The sequence below is a fragment of the Rossellomorea sp. LJF3 genome, assembly GCF_037046045.1.
In the GTDB taxonomy this organism is placed as follows: domain Bacteria; phylum Bacillota; class Bacilli; order Bacillales; family Bacillaceae_B; genus Rossellomorea.
The window spans coordinates 1-19,698 of record NZ_JBANLY010000004.1 but is presented as its reverse complement, the minus strand read 5'-3'; the positions used below and the strand labels follow the sequence as shown (position 1 = coordinate 19,698).

Here is a 19,698-nt window from a genome sequence, read left to right as displayed (position 1 = left end):
TTCTCTCTTATGTTAAAGATAAGGCTTGAAGGAAAAAGTCCGATTGTCCAAAGTTTCCGCTTTTAAACACCATCCGAATACGTTTATCTTCTATTGGGATCATAGTAGGTACTCCTGGTGAAATACTATCTCCAATATGATATCCATGGTACCCAAGCCGTTTGGCCACCGCCCCACTCGTTTCTCCGCCTGCCACGATGATTCTGTGAAACCCGGCTTGAACAGCCAGTTTTGCCAGGTCTGCGGTGGCTTTTTCTAATCTTCCGGCCACTTCTTCTTTCCCTTTTTGTTGAATATCCCGCACATTTTCAGGTGTGTCGCTGCTGTATACCAGGATGGATTCTTCTTTGTTTTGAGAAATCACATTCCAAATCTTCTCGATCGATTCTTCCCCTGACATCAATTTAAGAGGATCCATGAAGTAGGTTTTACCACCTGAACGTTGATATTCTGTAATCTGGTTTCGAGTCGCTTCACTGCAGCTCCCTGCTAACAGTAACGCTGGCGAATTCGATCGCGCAAAGTCATCCGCATCCGCTTGTTCCTTATGCATTTTAGCCAATGGATAGGCAAGGCCACTTCCACCTGTGATGAGTTTGAGCTCTCCAAATAACTCTACCAGCTTTTCCGCGTCTTCTTCTTTCTCGTAATCTGGTACGATATAAAAAGGCGAATCCTTATGTTGTGCGGCTATTCCTGTCATCCATTCATTTACTTCTTTCTTGTCTAAAGTATCCGGCAATTTCACACTGGGAAATTTGCTCTGGGCGTCCATTAAACGAACCAGATCACAATCCCGCATGGGCGTAAGCGGATGATCCTTCATTGGGCTCTTATCGAGTGGAACTCCATTTACATATAAACATCCATTTTTCACAACCCGTCCATTTACGGGAAGGGCAGGACAAAGAATCGTATAAGGAACGTCCAATTCTTCCATTACAGCATCACAAATCGGGCCGATATTCCCTTCAGGTGTAGAATCGAAGGTAGAACAATATTTTATATAAAACTGTTGCGCACCCTGCTCTTTTAACCAGGCGATTGCCTCGAGTGAATCGTCGACAGCGTCATTTGGATCTTGAGTACGTGTTTTCAAGGCAATGACACATACCTCTGCCTTTGGAACCTCATCCATTTCAGGTATTCCAGAGTATAAAACGGTACTGAGTCCGCCTTTCACAAAGAAAGAAGCGATGTCACTGGCACCGGTAAAATCATCTGCAATCACACCAAAGCGCAATAAATTCACCCCCATCCTATGTTTTTATGTACTACTTTACCAATTCAGCTTCTGTTTCTTGATAGCTCTTATTACGCACTTTTACACCTAACAAATCTTCAAAATAACATATCATGGCATGCTTGTAGAAATCACCTTGTCCGTTTTGTAAGGCAAGTTGATACGTTTGCATCGTTCCACTCAACGTTGGCAGCGGAATTTGGTATTTCGTTAATACTTCATTCATACTTTCCATGTCTTTATAGGCTCTTTCAAGTGAAAAACTATGTTCAAAATCCCCTTCTAACACCTTAGGAATCAATGTTTTCGAAGCAAAACTTGATCCAGTTGCCGTCATTAATACATCACCGAGTTTCTCTGGATCTAAACCAAGCTTCACTCCAACGGGTAATAATTCACTGAAGCTTGCACAACAAATATTTAATACACAGTTATTAATCATTTTCGTCAGCTGCCCAGCCCCGTTGTCACCCATGTAGAGGATCTGTTTCCCCATCCGGTCAAGCATTGGTTTCAGTGTGTGAAATAGTTCTTCATTCCCGCCGCACATGATCGTAAGTGTTCCTTCGACCGTTGTTCTGGGATGACCCGAAATGGGGCAATCCATATATTCGATTCCATTCTCCCTGCAGGTTTCTGCGACTTCTACTGCTCCTAAATAACTGATGGTGCTAAAGTCCACAATGGTCTGACCCTGCTTCATATATTTCAGTAGACCGTTTTCCCCTACTACAACCTTTTTGACAATCTCTAAGTCTGGCAGACAAAGAAATAGATAATCACTATCTGCAGTCTCCAAGATATCCGTTGTGGTTTTAATCCCTTGTGCATTGAATTCTTCTAATGCCTGTGGATTTGCATCACACACAAGATACTCATACTCATCTTCTTTTTCACCTTTTGCCAGATTGAATGCCATACCTGTGCCCATGACGCCTAATCCAATAAAACTTACTTTCATTGAAATCTCTCCTTTTTGTTTGAAATCATTTCAAGGGCTGAAGAACAGGGAAGTACCGTAACCTAAGCGTTTACTTTATCCCCTTCCAATGCACCAATGACCGCTTTCACCGCTTCTTTCGGACTGGTTAACACCGGAATTCCTAATGTACTCGCTTCAACTTCTGCACATGCCTGCGTAATCTGGGCAAGAATGATGGCTTCACATCCTCTTTTTTGCAATTCCGCTGCGGCAAGACGATTCAGATGATTATGTTCGACCTCATGACCAGCCTTCAATTCTGTCATCGCCTGCGTAATAATCTCCGTTTCAATTTCCACTTCCCTGCCCCATTCCTTGGCAAGCTTCTCCAATTGGGCTTTCGTTGCGGGCCCGGATGGAGCAGTCGTCGCCACAACGCCAATTTTTGTATAATGAGTAACGGCCTTTTCTAACATCGGGCGATCCACCGCAAAGATCGGGACGGATATAAATGGCTTCACAGCATCCACTACAGGTGTGAGCACAGTGCATGCTACAATAATCGCGTCTACTCCCGCTTCCTGTGCTTTACTGGCCAAATGGACAAAATCCCGAAATGATTTGTCATCGATTCCATTCATTTGGTTGGCATGATACTGGATATTCTCGTCAACAAAATTTAAAACCGTCACTTCTGGTGCCAATTGTTTGAAGGCTGCATTCAAAGGTGGTACAGCATTGCAGGTTGCATGTATAATACCGATTTTCATTTCGATTCTCCCCCTAGTGGATTCCGGTTTATAGAGTGACCTTTACCTTACTTGAAGTTTTTTTTAGCACATCGATCATTTGGTTGATATCTAAAACTTTTTCATTGAAATTTAATGTATTGCATAACCGGCTGATATGAGGCTGTTTCAACATCGCTTCTGCCAGGACACCATGGTTCCAGAACACATCCTGCTTATGAGAATCCTGAACGACTCTCTTATTTGCCATCACGATGACACGTTCAAAGTTATTCACGACAAATTCCATATCATGTGTAATGGTAATGATGGTTTTCCCTTCTTGAACCAATGAATCAATGATGTGCCCCAGTCTTTTAATGGCCAGGGAGTCTTGTCCAGCTGTTGGCTCGTCTAAGATAATCGTATCCGTATCCATCGCAATGACCGAAGCAATGGTGACAAATTTCTTCATGGAATAAGGCAGGTTATACGGATGGATATCCAAGAATGGCACGATTCCTGTCAATTCTGCTGCCTTCATTACATTTTCTTCAATCTTCTCCTGTGAGAATCCAAGGTTTTTAGGCCCGAACCTAATTTCACTTTTTACATTTTCGTGAAAAATTTGATCATCAGGGTTCTGAAAGACATACCCCACCTTTTTAGATATTTGAGCGGTTGTGTAATCTTTTGTATTCAAACCATCAATGATCACATCACCTTGGGTCGGCTTTGTTAATCCATTCATCATTTTCACTGTTGTTGTTTTCCCGGCCCCATTTTGTCCAACAATGGCTACTGATTCGCCTTTTTCAAATGACATGCTGACATTTTCAACCGCTTTAAAACCATTTGGATAACAGTAGGTAACGTCATTTAAAGTTAAATAGCTCATCCTTTCACCCCTTCTAGTTCCATCCATTGTTTCATTACTTGAACGGAGTCCCTTTCAGTGATGGGTATTCTTTCTGTATGCATATCGTGTTTCCGCATTTGTAGATCCAATAGCGTATACTGGGTCAATCCCAATCCATAATCCTGTGTACCTTCTTCAGAAAGCACCTCTTCCGTACTTCCTTGTTTCTTAATCTGCCCATCCTGAAGGACAATCACATAGTCTGCATATTCAGCAATCAATTCAATCTTGTGCTCTACTAAAATAATGGTTTTTCCTTTTTTCTTCATAATATCGATTACCCTGAATATTTCTTCCGTACCTTGTGGATCCAACTGTGATGTCGGTTCATCAAAAATGAGAATATCCGGTTCCATTACGATAATGGACGCTAAAGCGACCCGTTGTTTTTGACCCCCCGACAGTTCATTCGGGTTTTTGTGCTGGATATACTCAATCCCCAGCAATGTAATGATGTCTTGTACTTTCTGTTTAATGACACTGATTTCAACTCCCAGATTCTCAAGTCCGAAAGCAATCTCATCAAAAACAGTTTCCTTCACACCGCTGATTTGGGTAAATGGATTTTGGAAGACAAACCCTACCTTTTGAGCAAGCTCACTTGGATCCCATTCACAAACATCCTTCCCATCAATCAGCACTTCCCCACTTCTATCACCATTAAAAAAATGTGGTATAAAACCTCGGCAAACATTGCAAAGTGTGGTCTTTCCCCCACCATTCACACCGACCAGAGCGTAAAATTTCCCGCTTTCGATCGTAAGATTCAGATCATCCAATACTTTTTCACTTCCAGTAGGATACTGGTATGATAGATTTCTAATCTCGATTCCACTCATAAGAAAAACCTCCAGATCAAGATGGAAACAAATACAATCAATAGTACAACTCTTACCACATGATCACTCTTCGTCTTTTCCAGTTGATGTAAGCTTGTCTTCTTTGTACGGGCAGTGAAAGCACGGGATTCCAGCGTGATGGCTTTCTCATCTGTGCTTGAGAATGATGATAATATCAGTGGGGTTAATGCCGGTACAAATGCTTTTACCCTTATACTTAGATTCCCTTCCGTTTCAACACCACGGGTTCTTTGTGCATCCATAATCCGTAATAAATGCAGCCTCATTTCCGGAATAATCGTAAGTGCAGATGAAAGGACATAGGTAGCTTTTGGTGAAACTCCTGCTATTTCTAATGCACGGGATAAATCATTGATTTTTGTAATCTGAAAAAATAACACAATGGCTGATCCCACCGCCAATATTTTGGAGGTTAATTGTAAACTGAAATGGATTCCTTCTTGTTTAATGGAGAAGATGCTCCATGACCATAATATGGTCTCTCCAGGGTAGAAAAATGATTGCAGAAGGAAAATCATGAAAACAATCGGTATCAATCCTTTTAAGACGAAGTCGGCGTACTGCTTTGTTTTTCCAGCTGCCATTGCAATAAATAAACATAACACGGGGACTAAATAAGAGTAGATATAACCTGGTAACAGTAACGGGGTCATCATCAAAAAGGCGGCAAACAAGAATTTAGTAGTTGGATAGAGATTTAGAATGAAGCTTCTCAGTTTTTCCATATGTGTATCTCCCCTTTCATGGTAAGGTTCATTTTTGGCTGATTAATAAAAAAAATCCGGTCAATCCCTTCAAGCCCTCTGTTATTCTTGAAATATACTTTCCGAAAGCAGAAACACGATATAACGGGGTGGGTGGTGCAGTGACCGCAGATTCCTCAACATGTTCACCCCGTATTTTTTTAAGCTCCTATTTTAGTACTTCTATTTTTATTGTTCATCGTAAGATATAAGTGACCATACTTTTGTTTAGACAGGTATTGATCTGACATCTTACGCACAATCATATAGGCAACTAAAATCGAGAGAATTTTATCAATACTTTCAACAAATATCTTTTGTGTAAAAACGGATGTCCATATTTCTTTGCCTGAAGCTAAAAGTACGGCAGTGATTGTATCTGATCCGGTTCCTGAAGCTCCACCGAATACAATAACCGTGGTCGGGGTAGCGATTAAGATGGCAACAATTGCGACAATAAAGCCTGTAAATGCGACCTTCCAAACATTTTTTGTCAGCCCCTTTTTTGCCATGAGACCTACTACAATCCCTGAAGCCATGGCAACCGGCATAAACGCCAGCTGAGTAGGGTTGAAAATCCCGAATATCAGTTTTGAGACGCCTCCAGTTACTGCTCCAACCCAAGGACCGGCTACCATCGCAACAATCATCGTGCCGATTTGATTTAAGAAAAGAGGGATCTTTAATAATTCAACCAATTCTCCAGCAACTACATTGACGGCAACACCAATGGGAATGAGCAATATGGAAATAAGCGTAAAATCCTTTTTTATACTTTTCATGTATAGTCCTCCTTTTATATGGGTTTTCTAAGATTTCATTCCTTCAAATTTTCCTTGCTCATGAGCAGCATCCATTCGGTTGCTGCCAGCCTTTTTCTCTCCAGGATGAGGATGAAACTTTTTATACATATCAGTGAAATAGGGTTCAACTTCATTCGCCCACTGAACACTTGCCCGGCTTTTTTGAAGAAGGGATTCCTGTTTTTCTTTTACTGCTTGAATTACCGCTTCTTCATCGAATGAAACCATTTTACGATTCTTGAGAATCCATTCTCCCTTGACCATCACTGATTCAATCGAACTCCCATTTTCGTAGTACACAAGCTGAGAAATGACATCGGCATTCACTGTTAAAGCAGATGAGCGCTTGTTTAGTAAAACAAGGTCCGCTTCATAATTCTGTTTAATTTTCCCCCGCTTTTTCTCTTCGCCTAATATGTGTGCTCCCCCAACTGTCGCCATTTTAAGGACATCTATCGGCTGCAGCCATTCATGAAAATTGGGGTGTTCTTGCCGGCTGTGCATAACGGCTATCCTCATGGCTTCAAAAAGGTTATGGGAGATTCCGCAATTGGAGGAATCCGTTCCTAAGGCCACGTTGATTCCATCTTCAAGATAGGATGATACGTTCGCTCTCCCGCTGCCAAGCATCATATTACTGACTGGATTATGAACAAAGGAAACCCCATGTTCAGCTAACATCTCTGCCTCATCATCTTCAATCCAAATGGAATGGGCGGTGGACAACTTTCTTGAAAGTAATTGTTGATCCTGCAGTCTGCCGAGTATACCGCCCGAAAACGCCGAATCCCCGACTTCCTTTTGAATTCTTGTTTCGAGAAGATGTGTATGAACATATGCCCCACTTTGTTCACTTAATTCCTTACATAACGCGAGCATTTCCTGGGAACATCGCTGCGGAGCATTTGGACCGACTACTATTTGAATTCGATCATTTTTATCGTGCCACCTATCGAAAAGAGAGTTATAAAAGGCTCTCATTTCAACCACTGATATCGGTGATGCTTGGTCCAGTTTTCGCTTTGTATCGATCGGCAAGTCAACTGGAAGAAAATGATGATCAGGAACATCGTGCATCATGGGAGCAAATCCTACTCTAATGGAAGATGCCTCGTATGCTTTAAGGGCTGCTTCTGATCTTCTGATATGAGGAAAATGGTCAATGCAACTGGTCACCCCACTTTTAATCATATCGATTACACCTAAAAGGACTGCATGGTAAATATCTTCATCATCAAGTGAATAACCATATGCTGTTGTATAAAGGGACCACATTTCTAATGGAAGATGGCTGGTTGTTCCTTTTAACAGATTCGAATAGGAATGATAATGAGCATTCGTCATACCAGGCATGACGATCATTTCAGATCCATCGATTGTTTCATTTACGTGAATTGTTGGTTCACTCCCAGGGAGGTGTGGGATGACTTCTTTTATGCGTCCATTTTCCACCCATACACTGCCCTGAATGATACCTGACTGGTCATCCATCGTTATGATGGTTGCGTTTTTAATGAGAGTTGACATGGAGTCACCCCTTCAATAAATAGTTTTCTAAATATTAAGATATCTCGGCGCGCAAAACGATTTATTTTTGCGTCTCTGCATAGTTTGTTTCCAAAGTAGAAATTCGTTCTGCAAAACGTCGTGCCACTGTCTCTCCATCTACATCCATCAGGATGGATGTATTTGATTCTGAATGACCCCACTGTCCTGTAAACTCAGTGACCGTCTGACCGGCTGTCAGTTCCCCTTTTGTCTCGATTGAAACAAAAGCCGGCTGGACCTTAAAGAGTTCTGGCCAAAGGGCATAAGCTACGGCTGGGACGTCATTAAAGAAAACGCCTGTCTCTGTTTCTGACGATTGCTTGGCAGCAATGTAAGCCTTGCGCCGAAATTCAGCGGCCTCTAATAGGAAAGTTCCTGGTCGCGTATTCGCATACCTGATACGTTCAAGGTTTTCGTGTGAGATTCTCACTTTTGTACATACATCGAGACCTACCTGTACGATTGGGGCACCAGAATTGTATATCACCCTTGCTGCCTCGGGATCAGTTGCCAGATTGAAGGACGCCACTGGGGAATAGTTCCCGGCAACACGGACTGCGCCACCCATGACAATGATCCTTTTCACTTTCTGCGCAATACCAGGGTCTATAGATAGAGCCAGAGCCACATTGGTTAATGGACCTATCGCTAAAATAGTGATCTCGTTTGGTGCTTCGTTACAGCGCCTCACAATCTCCATGGCTGCAAACTCCCCGGCTTCTGATACGGTAGGGGCTGGGGCCTCGACTCCACCAAAACCGTTATTGCCGTGAATATGCTTGGCAAATTGCGGTTGACGTATGAGGGGCCTGCTTGCTCCCCGGTAAACGGGGATATCCGTCCTGCCTGCTAATTCAAGTAATGAAAGGGCATTACGAGTCGCAGTCTCCACCTCAATATTTCCATGTACTGTCGTCAAAGCTTCAACATGCATTTCCGGTGACGCAAGTGCAAGATAGATTGCGGCAAGGTCGTCTACCCCCGGATCCGTGTCAATTATTACTCTTTCCATCATCATGTTAATTCCTCCTATTCTCTTTTATAAGAATATCAAGACACATACCAGCACTAACCCCTTACTGTAATAAGGTTTCGGTCCCAACGCCTTCGATACTCTTTTTCTATTAAAACTAAACCAATTGAGAGTTTCTTTCTCTGTCCACCCCTTCGCAGAAGCGGCGTGTTTTGTCCTCGTCAACCGGGTTCGTCATAATATCATCCACTTTCGCCCCATATCCAAAGACAGCTCCATCCGCATATTTGAGCAGATTGGCGGTTTCGACTTTCATTCCACTGCCGATAATGATTGGAACATCAGGGACTGCATTCCTTACCGCCTCTAAATTCTCAATGGAAGGAGGTTGAGCTGATTCCTCACCCGCAAGAATGATAGCGTCCGCCATTCCACGATAGGCAGTATCACGAGCCAAGACATCAATAGGACGAGCCGCTAAAGGAGCTGCATGTTTTGTTTGGATATCTGCGAAAATCTTGACTTTATTCTCTAAACCAAGAAATTTACGATATCTTGCCACCAAGTGCGCCGTACCGTTAATGAGACCCTGATCGGTTACATATGCATCTGTCAGGACGTTAAGTCTGATAAAATCAGCCCCTACTGTTCCAGCAACTGCTAGAGCAGATTTCCACGAATTTCTCAGGATATTAATCCCCATTGGAAGCTTCACTTCACGGCGAATTTCGTGAGCAATCAGTGTCATCGCCGCTACTGTTTCAGGTTCCTCTGTTTCAGGGTAAAATGGATAGTCATTAAAGTTTTCTACCATCACGGAGCTGGCTCCGCCCTTTTCAAGACTTTTTGCATCACGGATGGCAGCTTCTAATACATGATCGATATTCCCTTCATATAGGGGCGATCCAGGCAGCGGACCTAAGTGAACCATACCTAATACTGGTTTTTCGACACCGAACATATTTGCAAATGAGGTTTTCATACTATTTTCCTCCTTTAAAATATTGATCATATTCCTACTAGGGGGTAAAATCTTAAACTCTCAATCCATTATTCTAATCCTTGAACGAATGAGCAGTTGGAAGGGAAGGCATTTATTCTTTGACTCCGGTGGTAGCCATCCCTAAGTCGATTTCGTCCATAGAGAGCGCTACATCGGCATCCATACTTGGCGCCCGAAGCTGAGAAGTGAGTCCACCATCAATGGCTAAGACATGACCTGTAATGTAAGATGCATCAGGTGAAGCCAAGAAACGGACTCCCTGACCAACGTCCTGAGGCATTCCAAGCCTGCCAAGTGGAATGAGAAGGTCAGGTGAGGACTCCTCCCCGACTGCTGTACGGTTTTCAACCTCTATGGCGCCTGGCATCACAGCATTCACCCGGATTTTCCACGGAGCCAGATCAAGTGCCATTGCTCTTGTAGCGGCCTCAATGGCACCTTTCGTCGCGTCGTAAGCGACACGATTCCGATGCGCGCGCGTAGCTCCACCAGAACTCATATTGATGATGACCCCGCCCTCACCCTGATGGACCATTGCTCTCGCTGCCATTTGGCTGCAGTAGTAGAGTCCATTAAGGTGTACATTCATGAGGTTCTCCCACATAGGGAAGTCCGTTTTTAGAAAGTGTCTTTCCGAGAGCGGTCCGTGACCAATACCAGCATTGTTCACAAGTACATCTATACCGCCTTGGAAATGACGCGCTTCCTCAAAGAGGTTTCTCACATCTTCACTTGACGCTACATCCGTATAGACGAATAAACCTTCTCCTCCAGATTCAATGATCTCCTCCACACAGCGCTCGCCCGCTTCAGGATCAATATCAGCAATGACCACCGATGCACCGGTCTCTGCGAAAGCCAGGGCAATTCCACGTCCTAGCCCTTTAGACCCGCCAGTCACGAGCACACGTTGCTTTTTTTTATCACTCATTGTTTATACACCTCATTCAAATTTAGTTATCAATTCCGTTACTACAAAAATTTTAAAACTGCTAAACTGCTAACTTACGAAAACACAATGTAAGCCTTTTCATTTATTTGTAAATATCCCTTGGACAGTTAAAGAAGTTAAGGTAATCCTACTTGGACTGTTTTGCTAACTTTGACTCCTCTGCCAATTCAATCGTTGTATAATCCTCCAATGTATCAGAAAACCAGTATTGTAAGTCTGCTTCTCTTTCATGAACATAAACAGGTTCCCCGTTAACCAGTTTCAAAGGTATATCATGTCCGGGTACTAAAATACTATTCTCCCTTTTTTTCCATAAACTCCATAAGTATTCGATAGAATGCTGGCTCTCTGAAAGATCAAGTGTCATATCGACGTTCCTTGATAAAAGCTCCGCCCTATTCTTAGCGGCATCCCCACTAAATATCAAATCATAATCACCATTGTCTACGGTGTATGCCAAATGACCTGGTGAATGTCCTTTCGTTTGATGCGCCACAATGCCAGGAACAATTTCTTCAGAATCGTTGACCAACCTTATTTGTGGAGAAGAATTTAATTCTTTCACATACAATTCAGGAACATGCCAACCTCCAGGTGGTTCGTTTATTGCCCAATCCATATCCACCTGCCCTACAACAATGGTCGCGTTGGGGAACATAGTCCAATTAACACAATGATCCCAATGCGTATGTGTCAATAAAACCATAGAGATGTCACTTGGAGATAAACCTCTGGCTTCGAGCTTATCTAATAGTAAAGGCCTGACACCGAAGCTGCCGACATCGATAATAATGTGTTGGTCATTGCGGGACAATAACGTAACTGTACTCCACCCAAGCCCCCCATGAGTGGATGACTTTCCGGGAAACCCTTGAATAAATATGTTGTAGTCGTACATTCCAATCCCCTTTCATCGTTGTTATTGAGTTGGATACCTTGAATGAGATTTAATGTTAATCCATTCAATTAGGTTAGATTTACATGATCTGTAAGAGAATAAATAAATCTTGTAAAAGACTATTTCTGGAAACGTTTCCACAAAACCTACTAGAAACCTATTTCATTTTTAATTTACGAGTTGGATACCATTCAGAAAATGAAAACGTTGCTTATAGGGCTTCTTGCAGCTTTAAACATATAAAATAGGGACAATCTGGAGTTGATAATAGCACAAACACTTTGATGTTTAGTTTAGTTGAGTGGACAATACTTATTGATCCAAAAAAAAATGATTTAAATAATATGGAAACGTTTCCACTTATTTAAATCAAATTATACATACTTAGTAAACCACTTTCAATGATTTTTTTGAAAATTTATAAAATTATATTCATTTATCCTGAATCTCCAAATGTCTTTTAATCATTTGCTTCTATCTCCATTGTTGACTCCCTTTCAATAAGAGTCGGATAAAAGAGGACAGTTTCTTTGATTATTTGTTTTTCCTTTATTGCTTTCACCATGATTTCGATCGCCCTTTGACCCATTTCTTTAATTGGTGTTCGTATAGTCGTAAGCATAGGATATAAAATTTCCGCATATTGAGAATCATCAAAACCAACAACTGACAATTGCTCGGGGATTCTAATATTCAGCTCCCTTGCAGCTTTGTAGACACCCACAGCCACACTGTCGCTAACCGCAAAGATTGCCGATGGCCTATCATTTTTTTGCAACAATCTCATTGCATTTTTATAACCGCTTTCAATATAAAACTTGTCAAAAATCACATAATCGTCCTTTATGGGAACACCTCTTTCATTCAATGCTAACTTGTACCCTTGATGCCTTTCGATGGATGCGTAAGTTTCAGGATCCCCACCGATAAAGGCAATATCCTTATGACCTAAATCCAGAAGATGTCTCATCGCTTTATAGGCTCCATCAACATTATCAACTATGATCTCATTTAGAATTAATTTCGGGAATTTCCCCCCTAATATGACGACTGGCAGTTCAGGGTAGTTTTCTCTCAATTCCTCTATATTTCCATCATCAGCCTCTGGAGATGAAAAGATGATTCCATCGACTCCTTTAGCAATCAGTAGGTGTATATACTCTGCTTCTTTCTGCAAATTGTTATCTGTATTACATAAAAAGATGTTAAATCCATGACTATTTGCCCGATCCTCTATTGTTCTAGTCAGATCTGAATAAAAAATATTCTTTATATCAGGTATGATTAAACCAAGAGTCAATGTTTGTTTCTTCTTCATTGCAGCAGCCACCAGACTCCCCTGGTAGTTGAGTTTTTTAACTGCATCAAGAACCTTTTCTTTCGTTTTTTCACTTGTATACCCGCTCTTATTAAGCACTCTTGAAACAGTGGAGATTGAAACATTAGCTTCTTTTGCAACTTCCTTTATTGTTACCAAAACTGACACATCCTTATGGAAACGTTTCCTCATTTTTTACCACTATTATAATTCTACTATAATTCTAGAAAATTTGTCGATTTCCTTTTGTTGATAAAAGAACAAAAGGTAAACTCCCCCTAACCTTATACATTAATCTACATGATCGTCTGTTTTTATATCTAAAAGTGTATAAGAAAGCGTATCACAAAATTTGGAGAACAGAAAGTTCTGTCATTTTCATTCTTCTTCGGGATTTTATTCTTTATTACTGCTAGTTACTTATTGCAAAGAGAGAGGAGTGACGTTGCTTATTTTAATATAGGTTTCTTTGTTACATTTCGGAGATTACATAAGGAAGCACGGGGACGGTTCCCGTGCTTCCTTCTTTAAAACGTCGCAGTATTATTCGCCTGATCCGCCTTCACACAATCAATCGCAATCACAAGCGCCAGAATCATCGTTTCCATCTCTTCCTCCAGGATCTGCACCCTGTAACTGTCTCCCCAACTGAACCATTTCTTGCCCACTTCACCCACGACTCTCCCCTGATGTAACACCTGAAAGTCCATATCCATCCAGTTTCCTTCCACTTCAATGTCTGCCGAATCAATAGAATACTTGGCCTTCAGAAAGGATAATTCCTTCTTGATCGTCACGACCTCTTCACCATTCACCTCGACAAAAAATGTCGGCAAAAAGCTCAACACCTTTTTCGTGATCAGGGCTACTTCATCGCGGTCTTGATTCATAATAGTGAATGTCTTCGGGACCTTCATAAAACTCCCCTCGACATAATAAACGTCCTTCTCGTCCTGGTCCTTTACGGTGAATTTTTCGCTGAGACTGAATACTTTCTGTTTGATGTAAAGTTGTTTCATATCAGTTCCCCCATTTTTCGTCTTTCCTTTATATACGATTGAGATGGGGGGAAGTTCCAGTCATTCATCAACATTTTTGCAAATATAAAAAGCCATTCCCTCACAAAAGGAATGGCCATACTCTCTCTTTATCTCTCACACGCCCAGTCATCTTTATCCCGGTCATGCTTTCGGGCATAAGCAGGATGATCTGCTGGGACTCCATCCGGATAGACTTTTCTCAGTTCCGTACAGTTTTGATAATAATCTTGTCCTTGACCAGCTGCCGGTTCTTCCGTTGTGGCGCTGGAGCTGGATTTCGGTGTGGCGGCTGTTGTTGTTTTCTTTTCTTCCTTTGGGTCCAAATCCCCTTTAGTGGTGCCATTTTCACCGTAAGCCCAGAGGCCGGTTCCATTCTCCCTTGCTTCCCGGGCGAATTTCACAAAGTACTCGCTGTATTTCACATCCGGGTTGTAAGTCGACGGCTCAGCATATCCGTTTAATTCTTACTCTAGGTCGGTAGATACTACTCATCCGCCATTATTAAAACAAGGGGACTAACTAAGAATGGTTATTTGAGAATACCTACTATTCAGAAAATTATTTAACATGAGTTCATCTTTTATTATAAAATAACAAATAAGCCCACTCTAATCTATAAAGTGGGCAACAGTTAGAAATTATTTATTTTTGATTCTTTTTTTAATGTAGATAAAACATGACACAATAAGTATTAGCAATATGATTAGAGGAATAAATACAGTCATCGCAGCTCCAGTAGGTCCAATCACTAAAATCCTCCTCTCAACATAGCATTTCACTAATTATATCAATAAAATTACCAGACATCTACGCATTAGTTATACCAATTGCCACTAGGCACGACTGAAAATCCATCATTGCCTACAACCAACCTGAGATATGCATCAAAAGAAGCTGTACCTCCAGTACTTATACATGTAAAGTACAATGTTGCCTTGGCTTCTTCGCCACCTCCATATACATACTCTGTAGCTCTGTTAACTAAAAGGTTGTAATCTTCTACGTATCCAGGATAATATGAAACAGATGCATCATACACATGCCTTATGTAATCAGGCTCACTGTCCCCCTGAACAATGGTGAAATCTGCTCTGAATTCTGCTACAGTATTGAAAGCTTCTCGCTTAATCAGATAATAATCATAAGCACAATAACCACTGCCGCAATTGATAACTCTTTGTGGTCCTGGCACTGCGCTAACTCTTACTTTTGAACCGTCTTCAAAGGTATATTCTTTTACAGGCTCATCCATATCTACAGTCAATTCCTCAATGACCTCCGGCGTATATTTATCAGGATTATCAGCATTCAATAACTTTCCACTTTTAATTTTCTTCAACACTTTTTGTTTATTCTTCTCTTTAATATCAAGGTTATCAAAATAATTTTCAGCTTGTTTTTCAATGCCAACCTTATTAGCTTGAGAATTGGCTTTGCTTGAATTTGCTAAAGAAGTCATTGGGAATGTCAAAAACAAAGCAAGAATAAATAGTACTAATTTCTTTTTCATGAGTTCTCCCCCTAGTATAAAAATACATTATATGTGTCGCTACCTACACTTAACCTTAGTTTTTCAACGGTTCCATAAGACTCTCCAAAGTACTTTACAGTAAATGCACCATTAGCAATAGCGGGAATATCATTATAGATATCTTCAGTTGGACGAGGAATATCAATTCTCTTATCGGAATGAGTGCCGCCGGTGACACCAACCACTAGCTCTTTCATACTAGAGATGTTATCTGCTGCACCGTAGTTTAATCCAAACGTAACTTTTGCCTCTGCGTCGAGTGTTGCTGTTGATGCTGTAATTTTGTGATCAACATACACACAGTATCCAGAACCACAACTATACGACCTCTCAGGGCCATCAGACTTTAATAAATTATTTTCATTGGAAGGTGGGGTGATGCTTACTTTTAGAACTGAACCGTCTTCAAATTCATATTCTTTTTTTGGGTGTTCAAGAGTTAAAGCAAGTTCTTCTTTTGCGGCTTTTACTTTTTCTGGGTTGTTAGAGTCGAGTGTTTTCCCATTGGCAATCTTTTTGAGTAGACCTTTAATCTTCCCTTTTTTAACACCTAGTTCCTCCATTTTGTTTATTAACTCTTCTTTGTTGTTATTTACATACTTTGAGTTTACTCCACTAAACTTGCTGATTTTTTCTGATTGAGGAGTGATTTCTAGATGACTCGCACTTGCTGACGAGCTAGCAAAACCTAAGAACAAACCCATTGATAAAGCTGCTTTTAAAAACAATTTCTTTTTCTTCATTTAGTTCCCACCTTTACATTTGATAGTTCAATAGTAGTTTAAATATTCTAATTTTTGTCTTATAATAATAGATGTATTGTAATTTTGTCGTAATACGATGGTATGGAGGCTTAATATTGCATGTAGGCAAACGAATAAAACATTTAAGGATAGTAAAAGGAATGTCACTGAAGGAATTAGGAAAAGGTATAGTATCACCCACACACTTAAGCAACGTAGAGAATGGAAGGTACATCCCATCGGATGACATTATAATGGAACTAGCAACAAAGTTAGATTGTGATATTCATTATCTTACAAACAGCTTAAGACCTAATATCGAATTAAAAAATAGATTAAAGGGAATTTTCAGAAACATTATACTAGATGAAGATGGATGCAATAGTGATTTAGAAATGCTAAATAAGAAGAGCATACAAAATATTTTTCAAGAGCTCACACTTATATTATTGGTAGCTACAAAAAAACTTAAGAATAATGTTTATCCGAAAGAAGAAATTAATCAACTTAAGTGTTACGAACTACCAGAAGAGAACATTAAAAGTATAAAGGACAATTTATTAATTAATAGTTTTTACTATTTTAAAGCTCAATTTTACTACTTTAATAAATCGTTCAAAAAGTCATTAACTTTTTTTGAGATATTGCATGATGCTCTAGAAAGTGATCCTAAATTATACTCTGCTCTAACCTACAACTTATCGCTATTAGAATATTTATCACATTATTATATAAGGGCAATTCAAAGTGCAGAAAAAGCTCTTATATATAATTTAAAAAGCCATAATTGGGAAGTTTGTTTCGATTTATACAACATAATTACAGTAATTTATTGGCGAACTAGTGATTTAGAACTCGCTTTGCATTACGGTAAAAAAGCACTAAGTATCGGCAAATCTTTAGGGACTCCTGAGGTCAGCAGGATTTTTCATAATTTAGGAAACTTGCATTTGGAAATGAACCAACCAGACCAAGCTGAAGTATATTATAACCAAGCAATAAAGGTTAAAGAAAAGGTTGGGTTTTCCACATTAAAGACTAAAACCCAAAAATTAAAATGTTATTTGAATTTAAAGGATTATGAGAGATTCAATAAACTATATGTCGAATGTGAGTCCCAAACACAAAACAAAAAAGAAGAGTTAATTTTATTGTTATTAAAGGCGACGTATTTAAAGGAAAAAGATGACGTTTCATACATCGCTATACTCGAAAACATTAATCCTTTACTGAAAAAAGAAAACCTAATGAAAGAATACTATTCCTCCTGTAAAATTCTCGCAAATCATTACAAAGAAATGAAGTCTTATAAGTCTGCCTTTAAATATTCTATTGAAATAAATAAAGGATTGGAGAAAAAAGGTTTATGGTAAAAAAATTTTTGCTTGTTCTCTTTTTATTATCTACACTAGCTGTGTACAATGTGAGTCCTACTATTCATTCAAACTCACATTTTTTAGTAAGTGATGAAGATTTAAAACCACCCAATGTCAGTGATCTTTCTGAACTAGTCCAAAATCCAAATGTAAGAATATTATTATAGTTTGTGTTTTCTTCTTTTCAACTTTAATAATTGAAACTGTAATAGATAGATATATAAAGAAAAGCAGAACCGTAGCACTCGTCGAATACTTACGGTTCTGCTTTTTTTGTAAAAGCGACATTTATCTCTAGTCTATAAATTCTCCTTGATTAAGCATTCAACAGAATCACCAACGTTCTCATTAGCAACCGCTCTGACATCCTCCCCAAGCGATTTCTTACATGTATCTTCAATAACATCATCTTTATCACCTAGAATTTCACCCATGGTATCTTTTATTGATTGTTCAGAAAGCGCACCTTCTACTACAACGGGGTTATTACCTTCATTCGCTTATAGATATTAAGGTACACTCCACTTGAACAAACAACCGGCAATGATACCGAAAGCCAGGATGCACCTACCCTGGGCACGGATATAAACAAGAACAAACCTATTATACTGGCTAAAAAAATTGATAATAGTAGGTACAAACGAATATATCCCCCTTCTCTCTAATGATTTAATCGCCTAGGATCGCGGACAGGTTCCTTTGCCTACTTCCGATCCCCACCATGCCTCACCCTATACAAAATCGAAGCAAATAGATTAGCCAAAAAGAATAACGGGTTCCCCTGCATATTGGAATGAAGGCTCAGTTCACCAGCATTCATATCATCATACATCTCTCCCTGCTTCTTCCCCTTCAATCGGCTCTTCTCCTCTTCCGCTTTTAAAGCGATCAAGAAGCGATATTGCATAGGTAAGATCAATAGGGAAATCAACACATATAAACCGAAAATAGCTAGAAAGATATACAATTCCATATTAACTGCCTCCTCAAGTCCACCACTGTTTTTATTCCTTATATATGATTACGTTTAACTTAATTGGAAAGTTTCGTTAATGGAAGTCTTTTGTCAATTGGATTCATTTAGTATGATAGAAAAAGGGAATTCTACGCTTTTGTATAGGGGAGCATGGGGACGGTTCTCCCGCTTCCAACTCATAAAAGGAAAAGAACCTTCCCATGCTTCCAAAAAGTAGACGCATATGCTCTTGATCCTCCCCACAATCATTGAATTCATAAAGTATCTATTGGTTACCATCTTACTCACACAACTCGGTTTCGGTTGTCTGATTTTATTATTCGGAAGAACCATGGTGAATTTCTACACAATCTCCATTTACGAAAAGCCCGATAATCCCTTTCAAAGAATGAGTAACGTTATTCAGAAGACCACCATTGGACTTGGGTATCTGCTTTACTCCAAAGTTTCAACATTTAATTGGTTACTGAGGAAGGTCTAATTACTGGGATGTTTACTGGTTCAGGCACTCCTATCGATCTTCCTGTATGAAATCATTGTGGGTTTACTCGAAGGGCTGTCATTCTAAACGAATCCTAAGGGAAAAAGAAAGGAAAATATTATGTTTCTTACGCCTGATGATATCGGTGAAATGATCTTATTGGCCGTTGCTGCCGTACTGGCCACCCAGTTCGCATACGGCTGCACAATCCTCCTCTTAGAGAGGACCATGCTGGACTTCTACGATCTGTCCATTTATCGTCCCGCTACCACCGTCTTTCAAAAAATCCAGAACACCTTCCAAAAGGGGCTGCTTGGCTCCGGATACTATATTTATACGAAAATCGGAAAGTACAACTGGTTTGTCCGAAAGATCCTATTTCTCCTTGCGCTGTCTGTCCAAGGAATTCTCTCGATTATCGTCTACACTCTCCTTTCCCTGATAAAAGAACTTATTGTTTAAGGAGCACAGGGACGGTTCTGCTGCTTCCCCATCATAGAAGAAAAGAAGCAAGGGGTCTTCCCTTGCTTCTTTCAGCTTGTAGACAAAGTCTAAGAATTAGACCAAGTCTACAAGCTTTTTTTGTATAATAGAAAGGAATAAAGCTTTTGTGGGGGATAAAAATGTTATCAAAACACACT

At 40.1% G+C, this 19,698-nt stretch carries 21 protein-coding genes; 2 read left to right on the top strand and 19 right to left on the bottom strand.

Annotated features, from left to right (window positions below; translation table 11 throughout):
• Positions 1-7: 7 nt before the first annotated feature.
• From otnK to V8G47_RS05325, 17 genes are all read right to left on the bottom strand, one after another.
• A complete protein-coding gene (gene otnK / locus V8G47_RS05405) occupies positions 8-1,243 on the bottom strand; it encodes a 3-oxo-tetronate kinase (RefSeq protein WP_336199194.1) in 1,236 nt (411 codons plus the stop codon).
• A gap of 31 nt (positions 1,244-1,274) precedes the next feature.
• Positions 1,275-2,204 carry an NAD(P)-dependent oxidoreductase gene (locus V8G47_RS05400; RefSeq protein ID WP_336199193.1) on the bottom strand — a complete coding sequence of 310 codons (930 nt, stop codon included), beginning with the start codon at positions 2,202-2,204 and terminating at the stop codon, positions 1,275-1,277.
• Between the two features lie 62 nt (positions 2,205-2,266).
• The gene (locus V8G47_RS05395) at positions 2,267-2,935 is read right to left on the bottom strand and encodes an aspartate/glutamate racemase family protein (RefSeq protein ID WP_336199192.1); all 669 of its coding nucleotides are present in this window, start codon (positions 2,933-2,935) and stop codon (positions 2,267-2,269) included.
• A gap of 28 nt (positions 2,936-2,963) precedes the next feature.
• Positions 2,964-3,791 carry an energy-coupling factor ABC transporter ATP-binding protein gene (locus V8G47_RS05390; RefSeq protein WP_336199191.1) on the bottom strand — a complete coding sequence of 276 codons (828 nt, stop codon included), beginning with the start codon at positions 3,789-3,791 and terminating at the stop codon, positions 2,964-2,966.
• Positions 3,788-4,651: an energy-coupling factor ABC transporter ATP-binding protein gene (locus V8G47_RS05385; RefSeq protein WP_336199190.1), complete on the bottom strand. Its 864-nt coding sequence runs from the start codon at positions 4,649-4,651 to the stop codon at positions 3,788-3,790. Before V8G47_RS05385 ends, V8G47_RS05390 begins: the two co-directional genes overlap by 4 nt.
• A complete protein-coding gene (locus V8G47_RS05380; RefSeq protein WP_279726050.1) occupies positions 4,648-5,397 on the bottom strand; it encodes an energy-coupling factor transporter transmembrane component T in 750 nt (249 codons plus the stop codon). Before V8G47_RS05380 ends, V8G47_RS05385 begins: the two co-directional genes overlap by 4 nt.
• 179 nt (positions 5,398-5,576) lie before the next feature.
• Complete coding sequence (locus tag V8G47_RS05375) at positions 5,577-6,197, bottom strand: ECF transporter S component (protein WP_336199189.1); 621 nt, start codon at positions 6,195-6,197, stop codon at positions 5,577-5,579.
• 27 nt (positions 6,198-6,224) lie between these two features.
• Complete coding sequence (locus V8G47_RS05370; protein ID WP_336199188.1) at positions 6,225-7,745, bottom strand: amidohydrolase family protein; 1,521 nt, start codon at positions 7,743-7,745, stop codon at positions 6,225-6,227.
• A gap of 61 nt (positions 7,746-7,806) precedes the next feature.
• Positions 7,807-8,784: a nucleoside hydrolase gene (locus V8G47_RS05365; RefSeq protein WP_336199187.1), complete on the bottom strand. Its 978-nt coding sequence runs from the start codon at positions 8,782-8,784 to the stop codon at positions 7,807-7,809.
• Positions 8,785-8,896: 112 nt separating this feature from the next.
• The gene (locus V8G47_RS05360; protein ID WP_098437478.1) at positions 8,897-9,721 is read right to left on the bottom strand and encodes a BtpA/SgcQ family protein; all 825 of its coding nucleotides are present in this window, start codon (positions 9,719-9,721) and stop codon (positions 8,897-8,899) included.
• A 112-nt stretch (positions 9,722-9,833) separates the two neighbouring features.
• Entirely contained in the window at positions 9,834-10,673 is an 840-nt protein-coding gene (locus V8G47_RS05355) for an SDR family NAD(P)-dependent oxidoreductase (protein ID WP_336199186.1), read from the bottom strand.
• A 148-nt stretch (positions 10,674-10,821) separates the two neighbouring features.
• Complete coding sequence (locus V8G47_RS05350; RefSeq protein WP_336199185.1) at positions 10,822-11,592, bottom strand: MBL fold metallo-hydrolase; 771 nt, start codon at positions 11,590-11,592, stop codon at positions 10,822-10,824.
• Positions 11,593-12,052: 460 nt separating this feature from the next.
• Positions 12,053-13,069: a LacI family DNA-binding transcriptional regulator gene (locus tag V8G47_RS05345; protein WP_336199184.1), complete on the bottom strand. Its 1,017-nt coding sequence runs from the start codon at positions 13,067-13,069 to the stop codon at positions 12,053-12,055.
• 368 nt (positions 13,070-13,437) lie between these two features.
• Entirely contained in the window at positions 13,438-13,929 is a 492-nt protein-coding gene (locus tag V8G47_RS05340) for an LURP-one-related/scramblase family protein (RefSeq protein WP_336199183.1), read from the bottom strand.
• A gap of 128 nt (positions 13,930-14,057) precedes the next feature.
• Entirely contained in the window at positions 14,058-14,372 is a 315-nt protein-coding gene (locus tag V8G47_RS05335; protein WP_336199182.1) for an excalibur calcium-binding domain-containing protein, read from the bottom strand.
• A gap of 392 nt (positions 14,373-14,764) precedes the next feature.
• Positions 14,765-15,460: a hypothetical protein gene (locus V8G47_RS05330; RefSeq protein ID WP_336199181.1), complete on the bottom strand. Its 696-nt coding sequence runs from the start codon at positions 15,458-15,460 to the stop codon at positions 14,765-14,767.
• Positions 15,461-15,471: 11 nt separating this feature from the next.
• A complete protein-coding gene (locus V8G47_RS05325) occupies positions 15,472-16,224 on the bottom strand; it encodes a hypothetical protein (protein ID WP_336199180.1) in 753 nt (250 codons plus the stop codon).
• A gap of 116 nt (positions 16,225-16,340) precedes the next feature.
• On the opposite strand from V8G47_RS05325, the gene V8G47_RS05320 reads away from it, so the two are divergent.
• Positions 16,341-17,597, top strand: a complete 1,257-nt coding sequence (locus V8G47_RS05320) for a helix-turn-helix domain-containing protein (RefSeq protein ID WP_336199179.1) — start codon at positions 16,341-16,343, stop codon at positions 17,595-17,597.
• A 302-nt stretch (positions 17,598-17,899) separates the two neighbouring features.
• Here the strand turns inward: V8G47_RS05320 and V8G47_RS05315 are convergent, their stop codons facing one another.
• Together V8G47_RS05315 and V8G47_RS05310 are read right to left on the bottom strand one after the other, a co-directional pair.
• Positions 17,900-18,034 (bottom strand): hypothetical protein, encoded by a 135-nt coding sequence (locus V8G47_RS05315; protein WP_336199178.1) that lies wholly within the window; start codon positions 18,032-18,034, stop codon positions 17,900-17,902.
• 269 nt (positions 18,035-18,303) lie between these two features.
• Complete coding sequence (locus V8G47_RS05310; protein ID WP_336199177.1) at positions 18,304-18,573, bottom strand: DUF3949 domain-containing protein; 270 nt, start codon at positions 18,571-18,573, stop codon at positions 18,304-18,306.
• Between the two features lie 604 nt (positions 18,574-19,177).
• Between V8G47_RS05310 and V8G47_RS05305 the strand changes: the two genes are divergently transcribed.
• Positions 19,178-19,519 (top strand): hypothetical protein, encoded by a 342-nt coding sequence (locus tag V8G47_RS05305; protein ID WP_336199176.1) that lies wholly within the window; start codon positions 19,178-19,180, stop codon positions 19,517-19,519.
• The last annotated feature ends 179 nt before the right edge of the window (positions 19,520-19,698 follow it).